This window comes from Micromonospora sp. NPDC005163, from assembly GCF_053599835.1.
Map to the genome: position 1 here is coordinate 20,600 of NZ_JBSFYP010000017.1, position 25,737 is coordinate 46,336.

Annotated in this window: 23 protein-coding genes and 3 pseudogenes; 7 read left to right on the forward strand and 19 right to left on the reverse strand. The window is 69.8% G+C overall.

What is annotated here, in order from left to right; translation table 11 throughout:
- Positions 1-21: 21 nt before the first annotated feature.
- From ACWD6N_RS14195 to ACWD6N_RS14215, 5 genes and pseudogenes are all read right to left on the reverse strand, one after another.
- Positions 22-1,143: an ABC transporter permease gene (locus ACWD6N_RS14195; RefSeq protein ID WP_450004835.1), complete on the reverse strand. Its 1,122-nt coding sequence runs from the start codon at positions 1,141-1,143 to the stop codon at positions 22-24.
- On the reverse strand, positions 1,140-2,684 hold the full coding sequence (locus tag ACWD6N_RS14200) for a sugar ABC transporter ATP-binding protein (RefSeq protein WP_450004836.1): 1,545 nt from the start codon (positions 2,682-2,684) through the stop codon (positions 1,140-1,142). Before ACWD6N_RS14200 ends, ACWD6N_RS14195 begins: the two co-directional genes overlap by 4 nt.
- Before the next feature lie 44 nt (positions 2,685-2,728).
- A complete protein-coding gene (locus ACWD6N_RS14205; protein ID WP_450004837.1) occupies positions 2,729-3,379 on the reverse strand; it encodes a DUF2291 family protein in 651 nt (216 codons plus the stop codon).
- 749 nt (positions 3,380-4,128) lie between these two features.
- Positions 4,129-4,822, reverse strand: a pseudogene (locus ACWD6N_RS14210) (IS6 family transposase).
- Positions 4,823-4,848: 26 nt separating this feature from the next.
- Entirely contained in the window at positions 4,849-5,658 is an 810-nt protein-coding gene (locus tag ACWD6N_RS14215) for a low temperature requirement protein A (RefSeq protein ID WP_450004838.1), read from the reverse strand.
- Between the two features lie 133 nt (positions 5,659-5,791).
- Between ACWD6N_RS14215 and ACWD6N_RS14220 the strand changes: the two genes are divergently transcribed.
- Positions 5,792-6,106: a Scr1 family TA system antitoxin-like transcriptional regulator gene (locus tag ACWD6N_RS14220; RefSeq protein WP_450004839.1), complete on the forward strand. Its 315-nt coding sequence runs from the start codon at positions 5,792-5,794 to the stop codon at positions 6,104-6,106.
- A pseudogene (locus ACWD6N_RS14225) lies at positions 6,099-6,303 on the forward strand (DUF397 domain-containing protein). The gene ACWD6N_RS14220 and the pseudogene ACWD6N_RS14225 overlap by 8 nt, the downstream one beginning before the upstream one ends.
- Positions 6,304-6,342: 39 nt before the next feature.
- On the opposite strand, the gene ACWD6N_RS14230 reads toward ACWD6N_RS14225, so the two are convergent.
- Positions 6,343-6,885 (reverse strand): Fic family protein, encoded by a 543-nt coding sequence (locus ACWD6N_RS14230; RefSeq protein ID WP_450004840.1) that lies wholly within the window; start codon positions 6,883-6,885, stop codon positions 6,343-6,345.
- A gap of 1,048 nt (positions 6,886-7,933) precedes the next feature.
- Here ACWD6N_RS14230 and ACWD6N_RS14235 point away from each other — a divergent pair.
- Together ACWD6N_RS14235 and ACWD6N_RS14240 are read left to right on the forward strand one after the other, a co-directional pair.
- Positions 7,934-8,428: a hypothetical protein gene (locus tag ACWD6N_RS14235; protein WP_387322016.1), complete on the forward strand. Its 495-nt coding sequence runs from the start codon at positions 7,934-7,936 to the stop codon at positions 8,426-8,428.
- 167 nt (positions 8,429-8,595) lie between these two features.
- Entirely contained in the window at positions 8,596-9,465 is an 870-nt protein-coding gene (locus ACWD6N_RS14240; protein WP_450004841.1) for an NAD(P)-dependent oxidoreductase, read from the forward strand.
- 78 nt (positions 9,466-9,543) lie between these two features.
- Here the strand turns inward: ACWD6N_RS14240 and ACWD6N_RS14245 are convergent, their stop codons facing one another.
- Positions 9,544-9,894 carry a hypothetical protein gene (locus ACWD6N_RS14245; protein WP_354967410.1) on the reverse strand — a complete coding sequence of 117 codons (351 nt, stop codon included), beginning with the start codon at positions 9,892-9,894 and terminating at the stop codon, positions 9,544-9,546.
- A gap of 99 nt (positions 9,895-9,993) precedes the next feature.
- Entirely contained in the window at positions 9,994-11,946 is a 1,953-nt protein-coding gene (locus tag ACWD6N_RS14250; protein ID WP_450004842.1) for a beta-propeller domain-containing protein, read from the reverse strand.
- 229 nt (positions 11,947-12,175) lie between these two features.
- Between ACWD6N_RS14250 and ACWD6N_RS14255 the strand changes: the two genes are divergently transcribed.
- Complete coding sequence (locus ACWD6N_RS14255; protein WP_450004843.1) at positions 12,176-12,775, forward strand: TetR/AcrR family transcriptional regulator; 600 nt, start codon at positions 12,176-12,178, stop codon at positions 12,773-12,775.
- Positions 12,772-14,400: an isovaleryl-CoA dehydrogenase gene (locus tag ACWD6N_RS14260; RefSeq protein WP_450004844.1), complete on the forward strand. Its 1,629-nt coding sequence runs from the start codon at positions 12,772-12,774 to the stop codon at positions 14,398-14,400. The genes ACWD6N_RS14255 and ACWD6N_RS14260 overlap by 4 nt, the downstream gene beginning before the upstream one ends.
- A 111-nt stretch (positions 14,401-14,511) precedes the next feature.
- Here ACWD6N_RS14260 and ACWD6N_RS14265 read toward each other — a convergent pair whose 3' ends face one another.
- From ACWD6N_RS14265 to ACWD6N_RS14275, 3 genes and pseudogenes are all read right to left on the reverse strand, one after another.
- On the reverse strand, positions 14,512-15,702 hold the full coding sequence (locus ACWD6N_RS14265; protein ID WP_387322006.1) for an MFS transporter: 1,191 nt from the start codon (positions 15,700-15,702) through the stop codon (positions 14,512-14,514).
- A gap of 100 nt (positions 15,703-15,802) precedes the next feature.
- Positions 15,803-16,978 carry an RNA-guided endonuclease InsQ/TnpB family protein gene (locus ACWD6N_RS14270; RefSeq protein ID WP_450004845.1) on the reverse strand — a complete coding sequence of 392 codons (1,176 nt, stop codon included), beginning with the start codon at positions 16,976-16,978 and terminating at the stop codon, positions 15,803-15,805.
- Between the two features lie 19 nt (positions 16,979-16,997).
- Positions 16,998-17,462: pseudogene (locus ACWD6N_RS14275) on the reverse strand (aldehyde dehydrogenase family protein); the annotation flags it as partial.
- Between the two features lie 4 nt (positions 17,463-17,466).
- On the opposite strand from ACWD6N_RS14275, the gene ACWD6N_RS14280 reads away from it, so the two are divergent.
- Positions 17,467-17,973 (forward strand): hypothetical protein, encoded by a 507-nt coding sequence (locus ACWD6N_RS14280; protein ID WP_387322002.1) that lies wholly within the window; start codon positions 17,467-17,469, stop codon positions 17,971-17,973.
- Positions 17,974-18,063: 90 nt separating this feature from the next.
- Here the strand turns inward: ACWD6N_RS14280 and qcrB are convergent, their stop codons facing one another.
- Genes qcrB through ctaD form a run of 8 tightly spaced genes read right to left on the reverse strand, consistent with a single transcriptional unit; the run spans position 18,064 to position 25,728 of the window.
- A complete protein-coding gene (qcrB, locus tag ACWD6N_RS14285; RefSeq protein ID WP_450004846.1) occupies positions 18,064-19,827 on the reverse strand; it encodes a cytochrome bc1 complex cytochrome b subunit in 1,764 nt (587 codons plus the stop codon).
- Positions 19,824-20,687 carry a QcrA and Rieske domain-containing protein gene (locus ACWD6N_RS14290; protein ID WP_450004847.1) on the reverse strand — a complete coding sequence of 288 codons (864 nt, stop codon included), beginning with the start codon at positions 20,685-20,687 and terminating at the stop codon, positions 19,824-19,826. Before ACWD6N_RS14290 ends, qcrB begins: the two co-directional genes overlap by 4 nt.
- Positions 20,684-21,484: a cytochrome bc1 complex diheme cytochrome c subunit gene (gene qcrC / locus ACWD6N_RS14295; RefSeq protein WP_450004848.1), complete on the reverse strand. Its 801-nt coding sequence runs from the start codon at positions 21,482-21,484 to the stop codon at positions 20,684-20,686. The genes ACWD6N_RS14290 and qcrC overlap by 4 nt, the downstream gene beginning before the upstream one ends.
- Positions 21,485-21,487: 3 nt before the next feature.
- Positions 21,488-21,880: a c-type cytochrome gene (locus ACWD6N_RS14300; protein WP_450004849.1), complete on the reverse strand. Its 393-nt coding sequence runs from the start codon at positions 21,878-21,880 to the stop codon at positions 21,488-21,490.
- A complete protein-coding gene (locus ACWD6N_RS14305) occupies positions 21,877-22,791 on the reverse strand; it encodes a cytochrome c oxidase assembly protein (protein WP_450004850.1) in 915 nt (304 codons plus the stop codon). The genes ACWD6N_RS14300 and ACWD6N_RS14305 overlap by 4 nt, the downstream gene beginning before the upstream one ends.
- Positions 22,779-23,183 (reverse strand): hypothetical protein, encoded by a 405-nt coding sequence (locus ACWD6N_RS14310; protein WP_354967398.1) that lies wholly within the window; start codon positions 23,181-23,183, stop codon positions 22,779-22,781. The genes ACWD6N_RS14305 and ACWD6N_RS14310 overlap by 13 nt, the downstream gene beginning before the upstream one ends.
- Complete coding sequence (locus tag ACWD6N_RS14315; protein ID WP_354967397.1) at positions 23,180-23,806, reverse strand: cytochrome c oxidase subunit 3; 627 nt, start codon at positions 23,804-23,806, stop codon at positions 23,180-23,182. The genes ACWD6N_RS14310 and ACWD6N_RS14315 overlap by 4 nt, the downstream gene beginning before the upstream one ends.
- Positions 23,803-25,728, reverse strand: coding sequence for a cytochrome c oxidase subunit I (gene ctaD / locus ACWD6N_RS14320; protein WP_450004851.1), 1,926 nt, complete (start codon positions 25,726-25,728; stop codon positions 23,803-23,805). The genes ACWD6N_RS14315 and ctaD overlap by 4 nt, the downstream gene beginning before the upstream one ends.
- Positions 25,729-25,737 lie beyond the last annotated feature (9 nt).

The window sequence follows — 25,737 nt, forward strand, 5'->3', positions numbered from 1 at the left end:
CTGTGAACGGGTGGAACGACGTCACCGGGCACCGGCCAGTGCCGGGTCGCCGGCAGTGGACGTAGGGTCGGCCGGCGGGTTCGGGGCGGCGGCGCGCTTGAGGTCGCGGCGCTTCTGCAGCATCTGCTGGATCTGGTCGACAGCGACGGCGAGGATGATGACCGCCCCCTTGATCACCTGCTGCCAGAAGACGGACACCCCGACCAGGACGAGACCGTCGACGAGGAAGCCGATGACGAAAGCGCCGATGAGTGTTCCCCGGATCGTGCCTCGGCCACCGGAGAGGGCGGCGCCGCCGATGACCACCGCTGCGATTGCATTGAGCTCGTAGAATTCGCCGCCCCGCGGGGTGGCTGCCGGCAGGTCGGCGGCGAGCAGCAGACCGACGGTGCCGGCGCAGAAGCCGGAGATGACGTAGATGAGGACCTTGACCCGCCGCACCGGTACGCCGGACAGTTCCGCCGCTCGCTCGTTGCCACCGGTGGCGTAGAGCCACCGGCCGAACGCGGTGCGGTTGAGCACCAGGGAGAACACGATGGCGAAGACGACCATCAGCCACACCGGCATGGGAATGCCGAGCGGGGTGCCGGCGAGGACCGGGATGAAGCCTCTGTTTCCCAGGGTCTCCTCACCGCGCAGCTTGGTGAAGGTCTCCCCGTTGGTGATCAGCAGCGCGATGCCACGGGCGACATAGAGCATGCCGAGGGTGGCGATGAACGGCGCGACGTTCAGCCGGGCGACCAGCAGCCCGTTGACATAGCCGACCAGGGCCCCCACCGCCAGCGAGACCAGGATCACCACCCACACCGACGGGTAGGCGACCAGGTCCGAGAAGGGAACGTTGGAGCCCTGCAGCAGATAGCCGGCCATCACGCCGGACAGGCCGACGGTGGAGCCGACCGAGAGGTCGATGCCGCCGTTGAGGATCACCATCAGCATGCCGATGGCCAAGATCGCGTTCATGGCGACGTGCCGGGTCATCAGGATGAGGTTGTCCGGCTGCAGGAAGTTTGACGACAGCGACGAGAAGACGATGATGATGATCGCCAGCGCTACCAGGGCCCGTCCCTCGACGAGCAGCTTGTTGAGGTTCACCCGACGGCCGAGGATCCGAGGGCCGGTGGCGGCCTGTGTGTCGCTCATTCCGATGCTCCGATGTGTAGGGCCTCAGGCTCGGGCTCGCCGGAGGCGGCCATGACTTCCTCTCGAGTGGCGGTGCCCGGGTCGAACTCCCGCACGATGCGGCCCTTCGACATGACGACCAGCCGATGCGAGGCGGTCAGCGCCTCGCTGATCTCGGACGTCGCGTACAGCACGGCGAGACCCTTGCGCGCCTCGTGGAACAGCAGGGCGAAGATCTCGCCCTTCGCTCCGACGTCGATGCCGCGGGTGGGCTCGTCGAGCAGCAGGACCTTGGGCCGGGTCATCAGCATCTTGCCGATGACGACCTTCTGCTGGTTGCCGCCGCTGAGGGAGGTGAGCGGGGCACCCGGTCCGGCGGTCTTCACCCGCACCTCCTTGATCATGGTCTGGACGTCGGCGTTCTCCCTGCCGCGGGAGACGAACGTGCGTTTGACCATGGACAGCAGGCTGGACAGCGACATGTTCGCCCCGACGGACATGAGCTGGACGAGACCGTCGCGCTGGCGATCCTCGGGGACGAGCCCAATGCCGCTGGAGATCCGCTCCTCGATCGAGAGTCGACGCAGATCCCGGCCTTCCAGGAGCGCCCGGCCGGCCGCGATGGGCTGCCGCCCGGCAAGCGCTTCCAACAATTCGGTACGGCCTGCGCCCATCAGACCGTAGAGGCACACGATCTCTCCGGCGCGCACCTGCAACGAGACGTCGTTGACTGCCAGCCGACCGCTGGCGTCCGGATCGGGTACCCGGACGTTCTCGATGGAAAGGGCGACCTCCCCGTGGCCGCGCGGCTCGCCGGTGAAGTCGTACTCGGCGGCGCGCCCGACCATCTTGGACACCACCCAGGGCAGGTCGATGTCGGCCGCGTCCTTCTTGGCGACCAGCGCCCCGTCGCGGAAGACCACCGCGTGGTCGGCGATCTCGATCGCCTCCTCAAGGTGGTGGGAGATGTAGACGATCGCCACGCCCTGGGACTTCAGCTCGCGAATGACCTTGAACAGGACCATGACCTCGGCCGCGCTCAACGCTGATGTCGGCTCATCCATGATCAGGATTCGAGCGTTGGTGGCGAGGGCCCGTGCGATCTCCACCACCTGTTGCTGACCGAGGCGCAAGTCAGCCACCAGGGTGGTGGGTGCGATGTCCTCCTCCAGCCTCGCCATGAGCTCTCGGGTGATCTCCCCCTCGCGCGCGTAGGCCACGCCACCACCGCGCGAGCGCAGCTCGCGCCCGACGAAGATGTTGTCCCGGACGTTCAGGTTCGGACAGAGGTTGAGCTCCTGGTGGATGATCGAGATGCCGCGGTCGACCGCCTGGGTGGTCGACCGCAGGTCGACAACCTTGCCGTCGAGTTCGAGGTGGCCGCTCGTCGGCCGCTCGACGCCGGAGAGAATCTTCATCAGCGTGGACTTGCCGGCGCCGTTTTCACCAAACAGAACGGTGACTTTCCCACGTCGCACCTCGAAGTTGACGCCCTTCAGCGCTCGGGTGACACCGTATGTCTTGGTGATGTCGACCGCGCGCAGCACCACGTCGTCGTCCATGCCGGGAGACGCGTCACCGGGTACCGAGGACGCGCTGGGCGCGATCACGACCGCGCCTCGATTTCGACCGGCTGGATGACGAAGGATTTCGGCGGTCCCCCCGTCGACCAGGCTCCGTAGACCGTCACTCGCTTGCCCTTCAGCGACGCCGGGTCGATCTTGGCGAGCACGTCCTGCTGCATCCGGAGCTTGAACTGGTTGGCCACCGACTGGTAATCACTCTGGCCTGCGAAATCACCAAACTTGATGGTTCCAGTGGCGTCCCGGACCGGCGTTCCACTGAGGGCCGGCCCCACCGGGACGCGAACCGCGGTACTGTCCGGCACGCCGGAGGCCTTCAGCTGCATGAAGTTCTCATCGACCTGGTCCACCGTGCCGGTCACCTTGACCGGAATGGCGTAGGAACCACTGCCCAGGTCCTGGCCGTACTGCTTGCCTGCGGCCGCAGGGTCCGCTTCGACGGCCGGCGCCAGCACCTCGAGGTCCGTTGCCTTCTCCTTGATTGCGCCCGCGACCTCGGGAAATGCTTTCGCAGCGTAGCTTTCCACATTGAACGGTGCCGGGTTCAGCTCCGCCGCCTGCTGGGGCGAGAGGAACTTGGTGTCGAGCGCCGCCGCAACCAGGAGGGCAGCAATGACGGCGAGACCCACGAGCCTTTTCATCGATCTCGACCGATGTCCGTTCTCGGAACTCATACAGTCACCTCAAATCGGGGGTCGCCACAGGGGCGGCGAGCGTGTGGGGAAACGCCCAAGAAGATCTGTGATGTTCGCAGCCTAGGATGTGAACTCTTGGAGCACAAGTGTTAAGCCAGGATTTCTCGGGGACACCTGCCGGACGCCTGCCCGGTCTTTCGGCGGTAGATTTTGCCCGTTTGATACGGAACCTGACCTCGCCCCAATCCTGACGGGGTGGCCGGGTCCGGCAGCCGCCTCAGGGAGACCTGTGACTCGACCAGGCCAAGTTGCACAGGGGGCGGGTTGCCGGCTGGGCGGAAGCGCCGACTGCGTTCGGGGTATCGCGGGTTGCCCGTCGCCTCGCGGCACCCTCCCCTAGACGGCGACGGCAAGACGGTCAACGACGGCGCCTACCCTCGTCTGGGCCGCCTCCCCTACGAGCGCACCAACGACCTTGTGAGCTTGGTGTGGCACTGTTCCCGCGCTGAGCGGCGCGGACTGCCGCCACCAGACCCACCAAATTCGCTGCCGTCGCTGCCAGATGTCGGTGAGGACGAAGATCCGCTGCGGTCCTGGCCAAGGCAGTGGCGGCCATCCGTACGCGTCGCGCGACGCTGCTGGTCGAGGTCCCACGAGTGCACGACATAAGCGGGGGTGTGACCCCTGCCAGCCGGACACCCCGGATTCCTGTCAGTCGCGCAGTACCGCTGACGGCGCCGTTGCGTTATCGGATGGGCGGACGTGTTGAACCCGGGTCGGGTCCGCGGTCAGATCGCTTGGGCGAGTTCGGTGAACGCAGCGGCGACCTGCGTGGTCGGCGGCGTGTCGATGGCGAGTTCGTAGTGGCCGCGTCGGAGGTTCTGCATGAATGCGTGTCCAGCGATGATCACCTGCGCCGTCTTGTCCGTTCGTAGCCCGCGCATCGGTCTCAAACGGTGTTTCAACCGGCTGTGATCGGCTTCGATCGGATTGTTCGCGTACCGTTGAACGCGGTGCCACGCGGACGGGATTAGCTCGTCGAGCACGCTGGGGTAGACCGGCGCGGCATCCGTGACCACCTCGTTGGGCGTCACCTTCAGCGTCGACAGCGCTCGTCGGAAGAACCGCCGGGCTGCACCGGCGTCCCGGCGGGTCGAGACGAGCACGTCGATGACCTGCCCGTCCTGGTCGACCGCCCGGTACACGTACCGCCACATCCCGTTGACCTTGACGTACGTCTCATCAACGAACCACCTGTCGCCCGGCGAGTGGCGGCAGAATCGGGCGGCGTCGGCCAGCAGCGGCGTGAACCGCTGCACCCACCAATAGACGGTGACGTGATCGATCGACCTCCACGCCACGTTCAACCAGCAACTCCTCAACATCCCGATAGGACAGGTTGAACCGCAGATACCAGCGCACCGCGACCACGATCACCTCCGGCGGGAACCGAAACCCGGCGAACGCCGACTTCGGAGGCAGCCACGAGCCAGGCCGGGTCGATGACTTCACTGCTCAAGTTTGCCTCGATCTTGGCGACGCTCAACGCAACGGAGCCCCATGAGCACATGGGCCGCGCCAACCGTCCGGCCGGCAACCACCCGGTTCGACGACACTGCGACGGCCTCGGCCAACACCTGGCCGGCGCGATAGAAGTAGATCCGCCACATCAGCACGGACGAGAAGAATGTGATCACCAGGGCCGCCGTTGCAGCGACCGTGGCGGGGTGGTTGGCGTAGGTGAGGCCTATCGACACCACCGTCTCGCCGAGCGCGATCAGCAACAGTTGCCCGTAGCGCTCGGGGAGGTGTCGGCTGCTGGCCATCGCCCACGCGCTGATCGTTGTTCGGCGCAAGCCGGGTATCGGCCAGTTGAACCGCGCCACGATCATGTCGACGGTGATGGCGATCAACCACAGCACGATTCGATTGGATCCCTGCATCACCGCTCCGGCGAGCCAGATCACGCCGGTGACGCTCGCCCAGATGGCCAGGCGGGTGTAGAGCGCCCGCACGTTCTCGTGCTCCCGTAACAGCGGCCGGAGCAGCAAGGGGCGTCGGATGTGCAGCAACACGTACACAACGGCGAAGGAGGCGCCGCGTGCCTCGAACTGGTACGGCAGGGACGTCGACATGATCAGCAGGCCGAACGCGCTGACCAGGACCAGTAGCTGAATCCAGCGGTTGCATATGTCGAACCGGCTGGTTATGTACGCGGTAGTCGTCCACAGCCAGAGCAGCGGCAGGGCCAGAAGGACCGGGTACAGCAGCGACAGCCAGCGCGAGCCCACGTTGTCGGAGAGAAGGTCCGGCACCATCCGGCTGACGACCCAGGGCGAAGACCAGCACCAGGTCGAAGAACAGCTCCAGGAAGCTGGCCTGGCGGGCATCCTCCTCGCCGCGCAGGATGCCCCCGGCCTGCGCCGGCTCCGATGATCGCCCCACCCGCCCATGGGGCGCCTACTCGAAGTGGGCGATCTGGCAAACGTGTCCGTCCGAGTCCTTCCGCTGTCTGCCGGACCGCAGCCGGGGGGCGGTCGCCGGATCCTTCGTGGTCTCGACTTCCCCGCCACTAAGGGCGGTCGCGCGGCACCCGAACCTTCCGTCGTCTACCGCGAGTCGCTCATCGGAGCGCTGTACCTCGACAAGCCCGACGAGCTGCGCGCCTACGAGGACGCCTGGAAGGGCATAGCAGCCTTGGCGCTCAGCGACGGAGAATCCAGAGACATGATCAAGAGGATCGTCGGGGAGCTGCAGCATGACTGACCTGACCGGCGCCATCTGGCGCAAGAGCACCCGCCGCGGCGGCAACGGCGGCGACTGCGTCGAGGTCGCCGAACAACCTCCCCGGCCTTGTCGCCGTACGCGACTCCAAGGACACCACCGGGCCCGCCCTGACCTTCGCCCCACAGACCTGGTCTGCATTTCTTGCCGCTGTCCGCGGAGGAGGACTTGTTGACTGATCCCGGCGGTCGCTGTCGGAGCGACGCGAGGCAACTGGGTCAGGTTCCCTCGGAGCGGTGCCGCTTCTGATTCCTCGTCGCCCGGTACGCCTCGACCGCCTTGCGGGAACTTCGCCAGATGCCGTCCGACCCCTGTACTGCGTCCAGACGCCCGCGCTGCGCAGCCTGTCGCAACGCCGGAAGGCTGAACTTCGTTGTCACCAGGGCCGCGAGCGGCACGAGGCGGGCAGGGCCGGCGACGTTCGGCACGATGAAGCGGTTCAGGTTGTCATACATGGCACGAGCGATGAGTTCTCCCAGCGCACCGTAGTCTCCGACGTCTGCCCTCTGCATCGCGGCGAGGTAGGCGTCACGCTGGCGCTTGAAGATGATCACGGGCGGGTAGCCGAGGCGTACGAGGATCAGGTTGAGCAGCAGCCGCCCCGCACGCCCGTTTCCGTCGATGAAGGGGTGCGCCCGCTCGAAGTCGTTGTGCAGCCGGGCGAGTTCCTCCGGCAACGGCCGATGCAGCGGACCGCCGGCCGCGAGACGCTCCCCGGTCGTGCAGGCGTCCTCGACCCATTGGTCGACCTGCGCCGGCACCAGGGGCCATGCTGGCGGGAGGCCATCCCGGCGGAGAACGGATGGATATCGTGCTGCCTGAAGCTTCCCGGCCCTTCGCTGCCGGTAGCCTCGGGGTGAGGTTCAACGTCCCAGACGGGAGTCATGGCGGTGTGATGGACCTGGCGGACCTTTGTGACGCTGACCAGGCGACCATCGTGCCATCCGTCGGGTTCGAGCGCCTGGCTGTAGACCCAACGGGCGGCGTCCGCATAGCCGCGGACCTCGTTGTACTCCCTCAGCGGCTTCGACCCGACGGCCCGGCCCCGTTCGAGCAGCGCCTGCACCTCACGCAGCACGAGCGTGTTGCCCTCCAGTGCGGTGGAGTGGTGGGCCTCCTGGTGCCAGATGTCTTCCCAGATCGTCTGGGCCTCCTTCGGGCTCGGGAGGCCACCGAGACGCTGGTTCAGTTCGCCCAACGCCTGATCGAGACGCAGGTAGACGGTGGACCGGCTTGGACGCCCTCTACCGACCACGCACACCTCTTCTCAGCTATCCGCCGTTCCGATATCGATGAACGAAACTTGTCATAGGATTTCGGCGGCTAATTAAACTTATCAAGTTCTGCGAGTCGGTGAGCGAAGGCGCGCAGCAGGAGTGGACCTTGCCCCCACCCACTTCGCCAAGGTCATCGATTCAAGTTCTCGCAGACTGACCCAGCTCTGCCTTGCAGACAGCAATCTGCCGGCGGCAGTGTCGTGCCAGCTCGCGGTCGCCGCCCGGTTGCTCAAGGTCTCGGGTCAACGCGATGAACTCGGCCAGGGCCTCGCGGTAGGCGCCGGCCATCTCGTGGAGGTTGGCCAGGTCCAGCCGGAGCCCGATGATCTGAGGATCCAGTGGGCTCGCTCCACGACTGAGACTTTAGACGGGGTGACGGGACCACCTGGATCCGCTTCGGAGGGGAACGGGCACCGGTCAAGCGGCGGAATCGTCACCTGCGCAGGCGCCGACGCTCTACCCATTCGATCTTCAGGCTGGGCCCTGACCCCCTTGATCTTGAATGTCGTACCCCTGCGGCACGATGTGCGCCATGACGACGCACCACCCGAACCCCCGGCGCCTGGTGTACGGCCACGCACAGATGCACGACTGCCTCGCCTTCGCCGACGCCGACACTGCCCCCGCGGAGGCCGAGGAGATCAAGGCGCTGGCCTCCGCCCGCACCTGGGGCGAAGCCCGGCAGGTTCAGACCACCCACCTGTGGAACCCCGCGGGCCCGGAGTACCACGACCCCGAGGACGGGTTCGCCGACGACAAGCCCTTCAGCATCAACGAAGTTGGTGCGGTTGCGGAGGGAGACTGGCCCCCGATGGTCACGGAGCGGGCGTTCGAGCTGCTACCGCAGGACCTGCAGGCCCGGTTCGGAGGACGCGAGTTCACGGCCCTCAACGGCGACATCCTCGAGATCCCGCTCGACCACGAAGCCGAGCTGGTGGCCGACTTGCGCCAGCGCGGCTACGAGGTGACCCGCGACGACGATCTCATCAACGTCCTCGACGGCCGCAGCTTCAGCCCCCTCGGCTGAAGCGGCCCAGGCAGGGACACCGCAGCGGCCAGGCACCCTGCGCCCGGTCGAGGCAGTTTCGACCTCGGCCGGGCTGCGGCGCCTCAGCGCCACGGAGCTGATGATCGAATGTAGACGAGTCGGCGCTTTGTGCGGCATTGCCCTGGGGGAATTGGCAGGATGGCGCCATGGCCACGGTCGCTGTGATCGGTCTGGGTGAGATGGGTAGCCGGATGGCGGGCCGGCTGCTCGATGCCGGCCATGACCTCGTTGTCTGGAACCGCACGCCGCAGAGGACCAGCGATCTTGTGGCGCGTGGCGCGGTCGCTGCCGACAGTCCGGAACAAGCTGCCCGCCGGGCCGATTTGGTCATCACCATGCTGTCCGACCCGGCCGCGCTGCAAGAGGTGGCCGAGGGCCCGCAGGGCATCCTCGCCGGTGCTACCGCGTCGACGACGCTCGCTGAGATGTCCACGGTCGGGCCGCCCGCGGTGCGACGGTTGGCCGCGATGCTGCCGGATGGTGTTGGCCTGCTCGATGCGCCGGTGCTGGGCAGCGTCTCGGAGGCCGAGTCGGGTTCGCTGCGGATCTTCGTCGGTGGGCCGGAGCCGCTCGCCCAACGGTGGATGCCGGTGTTGGGCGCGCTTGGCTCGCCGATACATGTCGGGCCGCTCGGTGCCGGCGCTGCGGCCAAACTGGTCGCCAATTCGACGCTCTTCGGAGTGCTCGCTGTTCTCGGTGAGGCGCTCGCCCTCGCGGATGGGCTTGGACTGCCGCGTGACACAGCGTTTGAGGTCTTGTCCGCGACTCCCGTCGGCGCGCAAGCGGATCGGCGACGACCAGCGGTCGAGTCCGGTCAGTTCCCGCTCCGGTTCGCGCTGTCACTCGCCCTCAAGGACGCCAATCTGGTCGTGTCGGCCGCCGAGTCGGCAGGCGTCGACCTGCCGGTCGCGGCGGCCGCACGGCAGTGGGTCGCGTCAGCCCGGGAGGCCGGCCTTGGCGACCAGGACTACTCGGCCGTGATCGCGCATATCACCGACACTGCCCTATCAGCCTGAGACCTGGCCATGCGGCAGGCCCGTCAGTGACCGTTGAACTCGCAGGGCAGCAGGCAATGCCAAATCGACCCGCCAGGTTCAGCGTGGTCGACTCAGCCATTCCCAGGCTCGGCGGAGGCCCACCTGCACCGGGTCGTCACCCGCGCCCTCGACCTCTCTGGCCGGCGTGTCCTCGCCCGGCTCGTGCATCTCGCCACCAGGCACCGACAGCACGACCCCCCGCTCGTACAGGTCGGCGATCTGCTCCCGGTGGGCGAAGCGGTGGGAACCGTACGGCTTCGGCGGGGCCACGATCACGCCGTGGAAGATGTCGGAGCGTTCGTCGGTGAGCACGTGCTCGACCACGCCGACGGGTGCCGAGTCGACGTCGTAGACCCGGGTGCCGACGGCGAGCGCAAGGTACGAGACCTTCGCGCCGAGATCCTCCACGGCGTTCACGGTACCCGCCGCCTGATCACCACGGGCCTGATCACTCGTAGTCGAGCGGACGCCAGGGCAATGCGCGGCCGGCCCACACCACCGTCCCGTTCACGCCGTACGCAGCCACCCGACGGTCTTCATCGTGGAGAGGCTGGTCGCCTTGAGGCCAGCGTCGGACACGGTCCAGAGCACTCCGTCGACCACCAGTGACCGGCGGATCGGTGCGAACCCCTCGGTACGCCCGGTGCCCACCGTGTGGTCGACCGTGCCGACCTCGGTGAAGCCGCCGTCGCCGACCCGCAGAGCCACGGCGACGTTGCTCGGCATGCCCTTGCCGTAGACGGTCAGTGCGACCACCACCAGGCGTTCGGCCGGCCAGTAGAGGAACGCATGCGGGTCGAACTCCGCCTCGGAGTGCCCCTGCTTGACGTGATACTGGGCGATCCGGGTCGGCCTGGCCGGATCGGCGACGTCGAAGAGCGAGAGCTGGGTGCCCTGGACACGGCCCTGGTCGGACGCCTCCTGCCCGACGCCGAGCAGCCGTCCTTCGCCGGCCGGGTGCAGGTACGCCGAATACCCGTTGATCTTCAGCTCGCCGGTCACCTTCGGCGCCCCCGGATCACGCAGATCGACGGTGTAGAGCGGGTCGGTCTGCCGGAAGGTGACGACGTACCCGGTGCCGCCGACGAACCGTACCGCGTGTATCCGTTCCCCCTTGCCCAGCCCGGTGACCTTGCCGACCTGGGTCAGCGCCGTGCCGTCGGCGCGCAGGACGTACACGCTGGACGTCGAGTTCGGCTTGTTGCCCCAGGTACGGCCACTGGTGGTGGCCACTCGCAGGTGACCGTCCCACTCGGACATGGCGTACTGGTTGATGAGCCAGCCCGGTACGGACGCGTCGGCGACGTACCGCGGGGCACCCGCGCCCGAGATGTCGAACTGATAGATCTCGGTGGTCTCGTCCCTGGGATCGGGTGCGACGTTCCGCGCGGTCAGCATCGGCAGCACCCGCCAGCGCTGGTCGTTGGCGACGTACAGCCGGGGTCCGTTGCTGTAGACGGTGTCGCCGTCGGCGATCACGGTGACCGGGTCGCCGGCGCCGAGCGTGGCCACACCGAGGTCAAAGCTGAGCACGGTCACCAGCGACGTGCCGGAGTAGGTGGTCGGCCGGCTCACCCGTTCGCAGCCGACCCGTCCGGCGCTGGTTCGCCCGCCGGAGGTGACCTCGTACCGGGGCAGCCAGTCGTCGACGGTGGCGTTGTCGATGATCTCGCGGTTGGCGGCGGTGCGCTGCTCATCGGTGGCCCGTTGCCGGTACGGGAAGTTCAGCCGGGGCGCGGATCGGACCACGACCCGGACCGTCGTGCCGACCTGGCGGGCGTCCACCAGATTGCCGTCGATCCGGTACTCGCCGAGGATCTTCGGCTCGCCGGAGAGATCGACCATGATCAGCCGGGGGCCGACGATGCCGTCCGGCGTCGGGGCGTCCGCGACGCGCCCGTCTCCCCCGCTGACGGCCGGTTTCGCCATCCCGGCCCACCCGTCGCGGAGCAGCACCAGCGCCCGTTCACCGTGCAGCAGCAGGCCGTCTTCGGCCCCGCGGAACCCATCGGCACCCGGTGCCAGTTCCAGCTCTCCGGTCAGCCGGCGGGTGGCCGGGTCGACCACGTACAGCTTGCCGTGCTGCACGGTGACAATCCGCTTGCCGTCGGTCTTGACCAGGTCCGGTTCATCAGCCCCGGCCTCGTGCGTGTTGGTGCCCGAGTAGCTCTTGGGCGCCGCATCCGCCCGCCCCGCAGTGGCGGGCCCAGCAGCCTGTTCGGCGCTGCCGAGGGCACGAATGTCCCCGTTCGGCCCGAGCCCCCAGGGCCCGACGTACGCCCTGGCAGCCGTCTTCAGCTGCCGCAGCGCCTCCGGGCAGGAATCGAACGCGACGAGCCGGAACCCGCCGGCCGGCGCCGGCCGGTCACGTGGCGGCACGGGGACCGGCTCCGCCGTACAGCCGGTGACCAGCGCCAGGCCGGCGACCAGGGCCAGCCCCATGACGCGAGCTGGAGTCATGACTCGGGGGACGCCGGTGGCGGCCGTTGGCTGGGGTACGTGGGCGCTGCTACGCGTCATGCCCCCTACGACGTGGCCGCCCCCGGCTCGGTTCCCGGCATGCAGACCTCACGCCGAGCAAGCGACCGGGGGTTCGAGCGTCGGTGGCACCACCGCGACGGTCCGGCGAGGCCGGCCGGACCGGCACGACACCTTGTCGCGAAGGATTGAATGATGGTTCAATCCTTGCGTGGCGTACCGAAGCACCGAGCGGGTGAAGGCTCGGCTGAGCGCCTCCCGGGAACGGATCATCGCCGCGGCATTGGGAATCATGGCCGAGCACGGGTACGCCGGCTGCTCGGTCGCCGCCGTCGCCGAGCGGGCCGGCATGGCGACCGGCAGCGTCTACCGCCACTTCCCGACCAAGGCCGACCTGTTCGCCGAGGTGTTCCGCACGGCCTCCCAGCGCGAGGTGGACGCGGTCGCGCGCGCCGCAGCGCTGGAGACCTCCGCCGCCGAGCAGATGGCCGCCGTCGTCGAGACGTTCTCCGGCCGCGCCCTGCAGTCCCCACGGTTGGCGTATGCCCTGCTCGCCGAGCCGGTCGACCCGGCGGTCGACGCCGAGCGGCTCGTCTTCCGCCGCGCGTACGCCGAACTGATCGCCGGGTACGTCGCGGCCGGTGTGGCGAGCGGCGAACTACCTCCACAAGATCCAGAGCTGACCGCGACCGCGCTGGTCGGCGCCCTGGCCGAGGCCATGGTCGGTCCGCTGGCCGCCGGGGTCGCCGGCCCGGAGACCATCCCCGCCCTGATCGCCTTCATCCACCGCGCGCTGGGAGTATCGCCGTGACGACACACGAGGTCTTCAACCAGGTTCCCCCGCTCGCCGGCTACGACGCGGCGGACGACCCGGCACTGCTCGACGGGCTCGAGCGGGAGGGCGCCGGCTGGGCCACCGCCGAGCTGCACGAGCTCGGCCGCCTGGGCGGCGCCGAGCAGGCCAGCGAGTACGGGCGGCTGGCCAACGAGCATCCGCCGGTCCTACGCACCCACGACCGCTACGGCCATCGCATCGACGAGGTGGAGTTCCATCCCGCCTGGCACGAGCTGATGCGCACCGCAGTCACGCACGGCCTGCACGCCGCACCGTGGGCGGATGCCCGACCGGGCGCACACGTGGCCCGGGCCGCCAAGTTCTACACATGGCGGCCCGACGCCGGCCACGGCTGCCCGATCTCGATGACCTACGCGGCAGTGCCGGCGCTGCGGCACAACCCGGAGCTGGCCGCGCGGTACGAGCCGCTGCTCACCGCCACGACGTACGACTTCGGGCTGCGTCCACCGCTGGCCAAGCAGGGGCTGCTGGCGGGCATGTCGATGACGGAGAAGCAGGGCGGCTCGGACGTGCGCGCCAACACCACCACCGCCCGCCCTGAGCCGGACGGAACCTACCGGCTCGTCGGGCACAAGTGGTTCACGTCGGCGCCGATGTGCGACATCTTCCTCACCCTCGCCCAGGCACCGGACGGAATCACCTGCTTCCTCGTCCCGCGTGTCCTTCCCGACGGCACCCGCAACCCGATGCGGCTGATGCGCCTGAAGGACAAGCTCGGCAACCGGTCCAACGCCTCGGCGGAGGTCGAATACGAGCAGGCGGTCGCCTGGCGCCTCGGAGACGAGGGCCGTGGCGTGCGCACGATCATCGACATGGTCAACCTGACCCGCCTCGACTGCGTGATCGGCGCGGCGGCCGGGATGCGCCAAGGCGTGATCACCGCCGCCCACCACGCCACCCACCGGCAGACCTTCGGCCGGTACCTCATCGACCAGCCACTGATGCGCAACGTGCTCGCCGACCTCGCGGTCGAGTCCGAGGCCGCCACCGTCCTCATGATGCGCCTCGCCGGAGCGACCGACCGATCCGCGCGCGGCGACGCCAGCGAGACCGCGTTCAAACGGCTCGCCCTCGCCGTCGGCAAGTACTGGGTCTGCAAGCGCTGGCCGGCACACGCCGCAGAGGCCCTCGAATGCCTGGGCGGCAACGGCTACATCGAGGAGTCCGGCATGCCGCGGCTGTTCCGCGAGTCGCCGCTGAACTCGATCTGGGAGGGCTCCGGCAACGTCGCCGCACTGGACGTCCTGCGCGTTCTCGTCAAGGAACCCCAGGTCATGGAGGCGTTCCAGGCCGAGCTGAGCGCCGCTGCCGGCACCGACGCACGGCTCGACGCCGCAGTCCGCCAGGTGCGGGCCGACCTGTCCGACCTCGACGACCTCGAACTGCGGGCGCGGCGCGTCGTCGAACGGCTCGCCCTGGTGCTGCAGGGCTCCCTGCTGGTGCGGCACGGCCACCCCGCCGTCGCCGACGCCTTCTGCGCGTCCCGGCTCGGCGGCGACCACGGCCAGGCGTACGGCACCCTGCCGACCGGCGTCGACTTCGCCGCGATCATCTCCCGCGCCACCCCGAAGGTGAGCTGACAGAAACCTCCCCGGTGGCCACCACCGTCCGGACCGGTGTCGGCCACACCAGACGCGGCGGGGTGCCGGCTGGTCAGCCGGACGTCCGCCGCCGGCTCTCGGTACCCAACGTCAGGTCGCCGGTCGAACGATGGCAAGGAACAGGGCCAGGGCGACGGCCTGGATGCCGGCCACGGTGATGATCAACGCGGTGATCGAGTAGTCGTAGAGGGCGCCGGTGAGCAGCCCACCGACCAGGGTCGCCCCGCCCAACCCGGCGGCGAAGATGCCGTAGGCGGTGCCCCGCCGAGCGGCGGGGACGATGTCGGCGATGGTCGCACGCATGGTCGATTCCTGAATGCCGAGCACGGCGCCCCAGGCCAGGACCCCGGCGACCGCGGTCGCCGGGGTGGTCGTGAAGGCAGCCAGCGGGATCAGGGCGGTCAGCACAGGTACGGCGGCCAGTACCCGGACGCCGGCCCGGTCGTACAGCCACCCCGAGGCCAGCGCGGCGAGCGCGTCGACGCCCATCGCGGCGGCGTACACGACCGGGACCACCGCCACGGGTACGACGTGCCGGGTGGCGAGGTGGAAGCTGAGCACCCCGAAGGTGGCGTAGCCGGCCGTGGTCACCGCCGTGAACGCCAGATAGGTCCAGAACACGCGGGGTAGCCGGCCGCCCGGCGGGGCGGGCGGCGCGCCGGGTCGAGGTTCCGGTTCGAAGCGACGCGGATCGGGCACGCCGGCGCGTAGCCACAGCAGCACGAGCATCGCCGCCACAGCGGGTACGGCCAAGGCGAGGAACGCGGGCCGGTAGTTGTGAGCGGTCGCGGCCAGTACGGCGGCGACCAGCAGCGGCCCCGCCACGCCGCCGGCCTGGTCGAGCGCCTCATGGACGGCGAAGCCCTTGCCGCGGCCGACTGCCGCAGCGGCGTGCGAGAGCATGACATCTCTCGCCGGGCCGCGGATCGCCTTGCCGGCGCGCTCCGCGACGAACAGCGCCGCAGCCAGCCACAGTGCGGTGGTCAGCCCGAGAGCGGGCACGGCGACCATGGTCACGGCATAGCCGACCAGGACGAGCGGCCAGTAGGCGCGGGTCCGGTCCGCGAGGGGTCCGGTGGCCAGCCGCCCGGTCAGGGCGGTCGCCTCGCCAGCGCCGGTGACCAGCCCGACGACGGTCGCGGATGCGCCGACGGTGGCCAGGTAGGGGCCGATGACCGACCGGGCGCCCTCGTACACCACGTCCGACAGCAGGCTGACAACACCGAAGGCGGTCACGAACCGCCACGGCGTCCACCTGATGGTGAGCGCGGTGACTCTCACCCGTGCAGTCTGGCCTACCGGCAAGCTGGCCGGGCGTGGATCTGCAACGCCGACCCGCGCCATAGTCAACTACCCGCCCATGAATGGGCGGGCTTGTAGATCAAGCCTCTCGCTGGCTGCGAGGTGATGCCACGTGCGGGCGGTTGACTGCGCCCCAGCCCTCGACACCGCGCTCGGCGATGTTGAGAGCCGCATTGTGATCGGCGTGGGCAACGACCCCGCACGACCGACAGGTGAAGGTTTCCTGGTTAGGCCGGTTCCGCTTGTCGCGGTGCTTGCAGCCGTGGCAGGTCTGGGAGGTGTACCGCGGGTCGACCTGGACCAGCGGTACACCAGCTCGGCGGGCCTTGTAGGTAAGGAACCCGCCGAGCTGGTGAAACGACCACGAGTGGAGTGTGACCCGTTGGGGCTTTCTCAGCCGGACCCGCTCACGGATCCCCGTCAGTTCTTCGACGGCGATACCGCGACCGGTGCGTGCAGCCTCGGTCACAATGGTCTTGGCGATGCGGTGGTTGACGTTCGCGGCGTGCCGCGCTTCCTTCTTGTTACGTCGGGCCAGAAGCCGCTTGGCCGACGTGGTGCCCTTCTGTTGCAGCCGAGCCCGCAGCCGCATCTGGCGGCGGCGGTAGCCGTTGAGCCGGGTGCCGGCGTAGCGGGTGCCGTCGGAGTTGTAGGCGATGTTGGCGATGCCCATGTCCACGCCGAGGAAGCCGTCCGGTTCGTACGGCGGCGCCTCGGGCACCTCGATCGAGGCGTACAGGAACCACATCCCGTCGCGGTGCACCAGGTCGGACTCGCCGATCACGCTGGTGGCGACGGCCTTGAGCTGGGCCGGCGAGCCGGTGTATGCCATGCCTTTGAGCCGGCCGGTGGTGGTCCAGATGGACACCGTCCGAGCGTCGTGCTGCCAGGACAGCATCCGGGCGTCGTAAGGCTGGGCGGCGTCCCACCGAAACCGGATCGGGTTGGCCTCGACCCGCCTGCGCCGATTCGAGCCGGGCTTGCCGTACCGCCCGGCTTTGAGGTTCGCCGTCAGGGTGGTGTAGGCGTCGGCGACCTTCTTGATGACGTGCTGTGCCGCCTGGGCACCCAACCCGTAGTCGGCCTTGATCCCGGCGTAGACGTGCTTGCGCAGGTCGTAGTTGCGGTGCACGGAGGACTCGCGGGCCACGATCGCCACGTCGCGGGCCGCCTGGTTACACGCGCGCAGGGTCGCCCCCAGCGCTGCCGCATGCCCGGGCGTCGGCAGGAGTTTCACCTGCACAACCAGCTTCATGCGATCACAGTAGCAACTGGTCCATGTCACCTCGATGGACCATGTGGTTCTTCGCGCCGCCGAGCGCCTGCACCCGCTTGCCGTTGTGCGTTCCGGTTTCGTAGACGTACCGGGCGATCGGCGTCGACCCGACGAACGAGACCGCCTTGACCTCCGGATGCTCGAGGATCCGGTCGACCGCCTCCTTGTCGCCGTGCACGACGTTGAACACGCCATCCGGTAGCCCGGCCTCGGCGAGGAGCTCCGCCAGGAAGTTCGCCGCGGAGGGGTCCTTCTCGCTCGGCTTCAGCACCACGGTGTTGCCGCAGGCGATGGCGTTGGGCACGAACCACAGCGGCACCATCGCCGGGAAATTGAATGGGGAGATCACCCCGACCACGCCGAGCGGCTGCTGGATCGAGTGCACGTCCACCTTGGTCGAGGCGTTCTCGCTGAACCCGCCCTTGAGCAACTGCGGGATGCCGCCCACCGGTTCGGATACTTCCCGCGTGACATCATCGAAGCCGCGCCGGGCCTGGTCGGAGGTCTTTCGCCGCAGCCGCATCTCGCCCTACGTGTTCGTCGTCGCCGAGGACGCCGCGAAGGAGGTCGACCGGGTCGTCGCCGGGCTCGGGCTGCCTGAGGCGTCCTCGAACAGCCTGTTCGACAACGCCCACTGGGCCACGCCGCTGCTCGACGGCGCCGTGGCGCGGCTGCTCACCTACGGTTGGTCCACCCTGCCGAGCGGCACCCGGGTATACGGTCACCGGCCGTTGCGGCTGCTCTGCCACTTCATGGACCTCCAGCCGCCCACCCGCGCGCTGTCCGGAGAGCGGTCGGTGCCGGAGGTGGACCAGTTGCTGGCCGACCTCGACCGGCAGCGGCAGGCCGATACCGCGGCGCTGCTCGCCCAGGCGGGTATGGCGATGGCCAACGATCCGCAGGAGGTCCTGGCGGCGGTTCGGGCGCTCCTCGGCGACGAGGCGATCGGCACCGTCGCCGAGGCTAGCGTCTAGCTTTATCGGTGATACATCACCGGTCGCGCCACCCTCGGCGACGGCGGAGCCTTCATCGGCCCTTTCCCTCCACGCGCCCCACCAGGTGTGTCATGTCCGCCGATCCCCGGTCGGCGCCTCTTCCGCCGGCTCCGGCGGCGTCGGGCCGTCCACCCGTTCCCGCTCCCGGCGGTCCCGCCGTTTCTCGACGAGGGCTGCGAGCAGCAGCGACCCGACGGCCGCCGCCCGGCCCCAACGGCGCAGGGCGGCGCGGATCGGCCCGGGCGGTGGCGCCGGCGGCGGTCCGGGCACCACCACCCGGTCGACCCCCGGGTACGCGAGCCGGGAGGCCGAGATCGCTTCCTCCTCCGAGCGCAGGGCCCGGTTCCCGCCGATGACGAGGTGCCGGGCCTCGTCGCGGTAACGCCAATGCCACAGGTCGCCCTCCGGCCACAGCTCGATTCGCTCCCCCGGCCTGTCCAGGGCGGGTGTTTCCGGTTCACCCTCGCCTTCGGGCGGGTGAGGCGAGCGGTGGGCGGCCCGCCGCAGGTCCGCGCGGGTGAGTTCGCCGACGCCGGCTGCTCCGCCGCGGTGCAGCGCCCGCGCGGTCAGGAAGGCGAGCGCCCCGGCCAGGATCGGCAGGACGAGCACCAGCACCTGGAACACCGACAGCAGGTCGTAGATCGGCACCCGCAGCAGGCGGGCGATGATGTCGTCGCCGGCCGCCACCGTGAGTACCGCGTAGAAGGTCAGCGCGGCCACGCCGATGCCCATCCGGAAGGGATGGTCGCGGGGCCGGTCGAGCAGGTGGTGCTGCCGGCGATCGCCGGTACGCAGCCGTTCGACGAACGGCCACGCGTAGAGGACGAGGAAGGTCAACCCGCCGAGCACCACGCCGGGGAAGAACGGCGCGGGCACCAGATGCCCGGCGACGCGGAACTCGAGCGGCGGGAACAGCCGCAGGGCCCCATCACCCCAGGCGACGTACCAGTCGGGCTGGGCCGGCGCGGTGGACTGGGCCGGTTCGAAGGGCCCGTAGAGCCAGACCGGGTTGATCTGGATCAGGCCGCCGAGGGCGAACAGTACCGCCAGCACCCAGGCGAACAGGGCGAGCGTGCGCAGGGTGTAGCTCGGCCACAGCCGGGAGCCGACGACGTTGTGCTCGGTCCGCCCCGGACCGGGGAACTGGGTGTGCTTCTGCCGCACCAGGATGCCCATGTGCAGCGACACGAGGGCGACGAGGACGGCCGGCACCAGCAGCACGTGGGCGACGAACATCCGGGGGATCATCTCGTCGGAGGGGAACTCCCCGCCCAGGGCCAGGGAAACCAGCCACGCCCCGACCAGGGGGATCGACTCCACCACCGAGGTGATGATCCGCAGGCCCAGCCCGGAGAGCAGGTCGTCCGGCAGGGAGTAGCCGGTGAAGCCGTTGGCGAGGGCGAGGGTCAGCATGGTCACGCCGATCAGCCAGTTGGCCTCACGGGGTTTGCGGAACGCTCCGGTGAAGAAGATCCGCGCCAGGTGCAGCACGATGGCCGCGACGAAGACCAGCGCGGCCCAGTGGTGGGTCTGCCGGATCAGCAGGCCGGCCCGGACGTCCCAGCTGAGCCGCACCGTCGAGGCGTACGCCGAGGAGGTGGTGGCGCCGTCCAGCGGGGCGTACGCACCGCGGTAGACCCGGTCGGCGGAGCTGGCGTCGAAGAAGAAGGTCAGGTACACGCCGGTGAGGATCAGCGCGATGAACGAGTAGAGCGCGATCTCGCCGAGCATGAACGACCAGTGGTCGGGAAAGACCTTCACCAGCGCCCGGCGGGTGATCGGCGAGAGCCGTAGCCGGTCGTCCAGGGCCCGGGCCAGCCGGTCGGTGATCATGGTGAGCTCCAGAAGCCCGCGCCGGGCGGCACGGTGAAGTCACCGGTCGCGCGGAGGAAGCCGTCCGGTCCGACCTCGATCGGCAGCCCTGGTAGCGCCCGGGCCGCCGGACCGGCCACCGGCCGGGCATCTGCCAGCAGGTCGAAGGAGGACTGATGGCAGGGACAGAGCACCTGCCCGGTGCCCTTGAGGTAGATCCGGACCGGGCACCCTGCGTGCGTGCAGAGCAGCGAGTGGACGACCAGCCCGTTCAGGTGACCGGCGGAGGGCGGGCGGGAGAAGCGTTCCGGGTCAAGGCGGACCGCGAAAGCGGGGCCGTCCCCGGTGTCGAGGTGGCCCTCGGGAAAGATCCCGACCGCGGTGTCGGTGGGCACGTCCTGCAGCCGCAGTGGCCGTCCGTCCGCGGTGACCAGCCGCACGCCGGGTCCCCATGGGGTGTCTCTGCGTGCTTGGAGCGGGTGGGCCCGTCCGGAGGGCAGCAGGGAGCGCAGCGGGAACAGCGCGGCGGCGCCGAGCGCGCTCAGCGCGAGCCCGAGCGCGGCGAGCAGGCCCCGCCGCCGCACCGGGCTGTCCGGCGCGGCGAGCACCGCGGCGGTCATCGCCTGCTCGGTCGGAGGCGGCGCGAAGCCCTCGTGCTCCTCGACGTACCCGTCGACCGGCACGAGCCGCCGGCCCCAGATGGCGAGGCCCACGGCCAGCCCGGCGAAGGCCACCGCGAGACAGACCCCCTCCCAGCGGGTGTCGCCGCCCACCGCGTACGTCACCGCGAAGCCCACCGCCCCGGCGGCGCTGACCAGAAACGCGACGACGGTCCGGCGACTGGCCGCCCGCTCGCTCGCCGAGGGACGCCGCGCGCTCACTCCTCCGCCCTCCTGCCCAGCCACCGCGCGGCTGCCACCAGCAGACCCAGGACGGCCACCCAGGCGACCAGTCCCTCGGCCAGCGGGCCGAGCCGACCGAGGGGGTTGCCGCCCCGGTCCAGCCGCTCGCCGCGGAGCCGCTGCACGTACGCGGTGAGGTCGTTGACCTGCTGGTCGTCGAGCACCTGGCTGGGAAAGACCGGCATCAGCCCGGGGCCGACCCGGACCGCCTCGGCGACCTGCGTCGCTGTGGCGTCGTACAGCGGCGGGGCGGTCAAGCCGTCGGTCAGCGCGGTGCCCGCGCCGGTGGCCCCATGGCAGGGTGCGCAGTTGGCGGCGAAGATCTCCTGACCGGAGGCCAGGTTGCCCGGGGCGACCCGGGGTATCTGCGGACCACCCCCGCCGAAGCTGCCGACGTGGCCCACCAGTGCGCGGATGTCGTCGGCCGAGAACACCGGTTCCGCGCGCCGGGCCTGCTGCTCCTCCCGCGACAGCGGCATCCGTCCGGTGGAGACCTGGAAGTCGACCGAGGCGGGGCCGACGCCGATCAGCGACGGGCCCCGCTGCGTGCCCCGCCCCTGCTCACCGTGGCAACTCGCGCACTCCTGCAGGTAGAGCTCGGTGCCCCGGTCCGCCGGGTTGGACGACGGCGCGGACGCCGCCGGGGTCGTCGCCCCGGGCGTCGGCTCGGCGGCGAGCGCCACCGGACCGGCGGCGAGCACCAGCACGGCTCCGACCGCGAGCATCCGGCGGGGATGCAGGGTGAGCCGCCGGGCCGCGGCTCGTGAGTGCCGCATCGGTCAGTCCAGCGTGTAGAGGTAGGCGGCGATGTCCTGGGCGTCAATGGCACTGATACCGAGGTTCGGCATGGCGGTCCCGGGCTCCACGGCCTGGGGATCGACGATCCAGCGCCGGAGGTTCTCGGCGTTGTTGGGCAGTTGACCGGCGATGTAGGAGCGGGCGCCGAACCGGGTCAGGGGCGGGCCGACCAGGCCGTCGGCGCGGTTGATGCCGGGGATGGTGTGGCACGACCCGCAGCCGTACTGGGCGATCAGCTCCGCGCCGCGGTCGGGCCGTCCGTTGCGCGACTCCGGTGGTGGCGATGGGGCCGTCGAGGCGCAGGCGGTGACCGCGACCATCGGCAGGATCATGAGGGCCGCACCGAGTGCCCAGAGCCGGCGGGGCAGCATCATGGCACCATCCCTTCCGCTTCAGCTGTGGTCACCATCGGGCGGGTCCCTCCGGGTGGCGGCCCCCCGCGCAGGCCGTCGGGCCGGTCGCGGTCCATCCGCAGCAGCCAGCCCAGGAACACGGTCAGCGTCACGACCAGCACGGCCAGGTCCATCGGCGCCCACATCAACAGGCCGGCGAGTTGCTGGTCGGCCAGCGGGTCGGCGCCGAACACCCGCCGCGGATAGATCGGTTGCGGGGCGAAGGTGAGCACGGCGCCGAGGGCCGAGGCGGGCAGCATGGTGCCGGCCAGCAGCAGCACCGTCACCGGGGCGGGGGCGCGGTTCCGTGGCGAGCCGAGCACCGGGGCCCAGAACAGCCAGGCCGTGGCCAGGAAGCACAGATGCTCGGTGGCGTGCACGACGGGACGGTCGACCGCGGCCGCGTACGGCCCTGGCAGGTGCCAGAACCAGAGCACGACGGTCTGCCCGCCGCCGGCCAGCAGGGCGTACGTGCCCGGGTGGCGCAGCCGGCGCATCGGCGGCGCCACCCGGCAGCGGGCGAGCAGCCGGCGCAGCGGGTGCGGCACGGCCATGCTCAGCGGCAGCCCCGCCGCGCCGGCCGCGAGCAACGGCCCGGCCACCAGCAGGAGCAGCATGTGCTGAGCCATGTGCCCGGCCAAGGAGGACTCCGCCATCTCGTGCGCCGGCCCGTGCTCAGTGCCGAGCACCACCAGCAGTCCGGCGCCGAACGCGGCCACCCGCCAGCGGGGGACCACGTGCCCCGCGCCGCGGCGCGACCACAGCTCCTGGACGCCCCGCCCGTAGCCGGCTGCCAGCAGGCAGACCGTGACGACGGCGAGCATCGCCAGCAGGCTCTCGGCCAGCGGGCTCTGGCCGGGCCCGTGTGCCTGGTGGACGCTTAGAGCTGACATGGCGGCAGCACCAGCACGGCGACCCCGCCGAGCACGATGATCGTCAGGAACAGCAGGTTGACCCAGACGCCCACCACGGCGAGCATCCGGGACCGGCCGTACGCCCGGTCCTGGGTGCCCGTGGCCTGCGCGCGGGCGGTGCGTCGCCACGCCAGGGCGGCGACCGCCAGCGAGCCCGCGGTGACCAGGGCCGGGACGATCACCGCGAGCCCGACGACCCGCCCGAGCGGCATGGCGAGGACGCGGTCGGAGCCGGCGGCGCAGGCGAGTTCGTCGAGGCCCCAGGCGGCGAGCACGTGTACGGCCCAAGCGACGCCGCCGCCGAGGACGCCGTACCAGAGCAGCACTCCGCCGGTCAGACGGGCCCGTGGCCCGGGTGGTGTGGTGGTCATAGTCGTGGGGAGAGGTAGATGGTGAACAGGATGGCGGCCCACACCGCGTCGACGAAGTGCCAGTAGATGGCGGTGTTGCGGACCCGCTCGCGCCGGTGGGCGTCGATGGTGCCGCCGCTCAGGGCGGCGGCGAGCAGCCAGCCGATCATGGTCAGGCCGACCAGGACGTGCAGCCCGTGGAAACCGGTGATCAGGTAGAACAGCGACCCGTACACGTCGGTGGTCAGGGTGAAGTGCCGGAGCTTCTCGGCGTACTCGGTGGCCTGCAGGGTCAGGAAGGTCAGCCCGAGCACCATGGTGGCGCCCAGGCCGCACCGCAGCTGCCACCGCCGGCCGTGCCGGCTGCCGCGTTCGGCCCACACCATGGGCAGACTGCTGGGCAGCAGCACGGCGGTCATGATCAACGGCTTGAGCAGCTCCGGGGCCCCGATGGCGCCCGGCGGCCACTGGGGGCCGTACTGGAAGCGGAGGTAGAAGTAGCTGCCGAGCAGGCAGGCGAAGAGGGTGGCCTCGGTGGCCACGAACATCACCATGCCCCACCAGCCGGTCGATCGACCGGCTGGCAGCTCGGTGCTCAGCGCCTCGGCGCCGGTGGCCGCCATGATCCCGCCCCGATCCGTCATGGTGTCGCCACCCCGCTCGTCCGGCTCGGTCCAGCTGGCCAGAGCCAGACCGCGATCGTCGCGGCCACCACCACCGCGGCGACGGCCGCCACCGGGTACCAGGCGACGAGCAGAGCGGCGAAGAAGACCAGCAACGCGGCGGCGAGCACGAGGGGCTTGAGCGTTGACTCCGGCATCGGCACCGGGCGTTCGACGCGGGCGTCCAGTTCGCTGGTGAGCAGTGTGTCGCGTCCCTCGCTGAGGATGCGGTCCGCGGTCGCCCCCTCGCCAATCGAGTCGGCGGTCCGTTCGTCCCACACCGGGTGCAGGCTGTGCACGCGAGGCAGGACGGGGAAGTTGTATGGCTCGGGCGGTGACGTGGTGGCCCATTCCAGGGTGTCGGCGCCCCAGGGGTCCGGCGGGGCGGGCCGACCCCGGCGGACGGCGTGCACCACGCCGACGAGCACGAGCAGCAGTCCGAGAGCGAGCACGTAGGAGCCGATGGTGCTGACCAGGTTCCATCCGCCCCAGCCCGGCTCGCTGGCATAGGTGTAGACCCGGCGGGGCATCCCGAACAGACCGTAGAGGTGCATGGGGAAGAAGGTGACGTGCATGCCCACGAAGACCAGCCAGAACGCCCAGCGCCCCAGCCCTTCGTGGTACATCCGCCCGGTGATTTTGGGCAGCCAGTAGTAGATGCCGGCGAGCATCGGGAAGACCGCGCCGCCGATCAGCACGTAGTGGAAGTGCGCCACCACGAAGTAGGTGTCGGTGACCTGCTGGTCGAACGCGGTCAGGGCGAACATCGTGCCGGTGACGCCGCCGAGCACGAAGGTCACGATGAAGCCGACGACGAACAGTAGCGGCACCCGGATGACCAGCCGGCCGAGCAGCATGGTGGCCAGCCAGGCGAAGATCTGCAGCCCGGACGGAATGGTGATGATCGTGCTGGCCGCGCTGAAGAAGCTGTACGACAGTTGCGGCAGCCCGGTGGCGAACATGTGGTGCACCCAGACCCCGAACGAGATGATCGCGATCGCCACGATGGACAGCACGATCAGCGGGTAGCCGACCACGCCTCGCCGGGTGAATGCGGGTAGCACCGCCGAAACGATGCCCAGCCCCGGCATGACGATGATGTACACGTCGGGGTGTCCGAAGATCCAGAACAGGTGCTGCCAGAGCAGGACGTTTCCGCCGGCCGACGGGTCGAAGAAGTGGGTGTCGAACCGGCGGTCGAAGAACAGCATCGCGTTGTCGAGGTTCAGCGCCGGCAGCGCGAAGATCACCATGAACGCGGTAGCGACGATCGCCCAGACGAACAGCGGTACCCGGTTGAGCGACATTCCCGGTGCGCGCAGCTTGAGCGCGGTGACGATGAAGTTGATCGAGGCGGCGGTCGTGGATATGCCGAGGAAGAGCAGCCCGAGGGCGTAGACGTCCATGTGCAGGCCGGGGTTGTGCTGCTCCGAGCTCAGCGGCGCGTACGCGAACCAGCCGTTGTTGGGGGCGGCGCCGAAGGGCAGGCTCGCCCACATGAACAGGCCGGCGAACAGGAAGACCCAGTAGCCGAAGGCGTTGAGTCTCGGGAACGCCATGTCCCGGGCGCCGATCATCAGGGGTACGAGGTAGTTCCCGAAGCCGAAGAGCATCGGTGTGGCGAACAGGAAGATCATCGCCGTGCCGTGCATGGTGAAGAGCTGGTTGTACTCCTCGGGCGACAGCAGTCCCGCCTCGGGTCGGGCGAGCTGGGTGCGCATGGCCAGGGCGCTGAGTCCGGCGAGGACGAAGAAGACCCCGGCGGTGACCAGGTAGCGCCGGCCGATCCTCTTGTGGTCGACCGTGCTGAACCAGCCCCGTAGCGAGGGCGACTCCGCCCAGTGTTCCGTCAGCCGGGCCAGGTCCACCCGGCTGACTCCGGGCGGCGTGCTGGTCGTGGACATAGTTCCCCC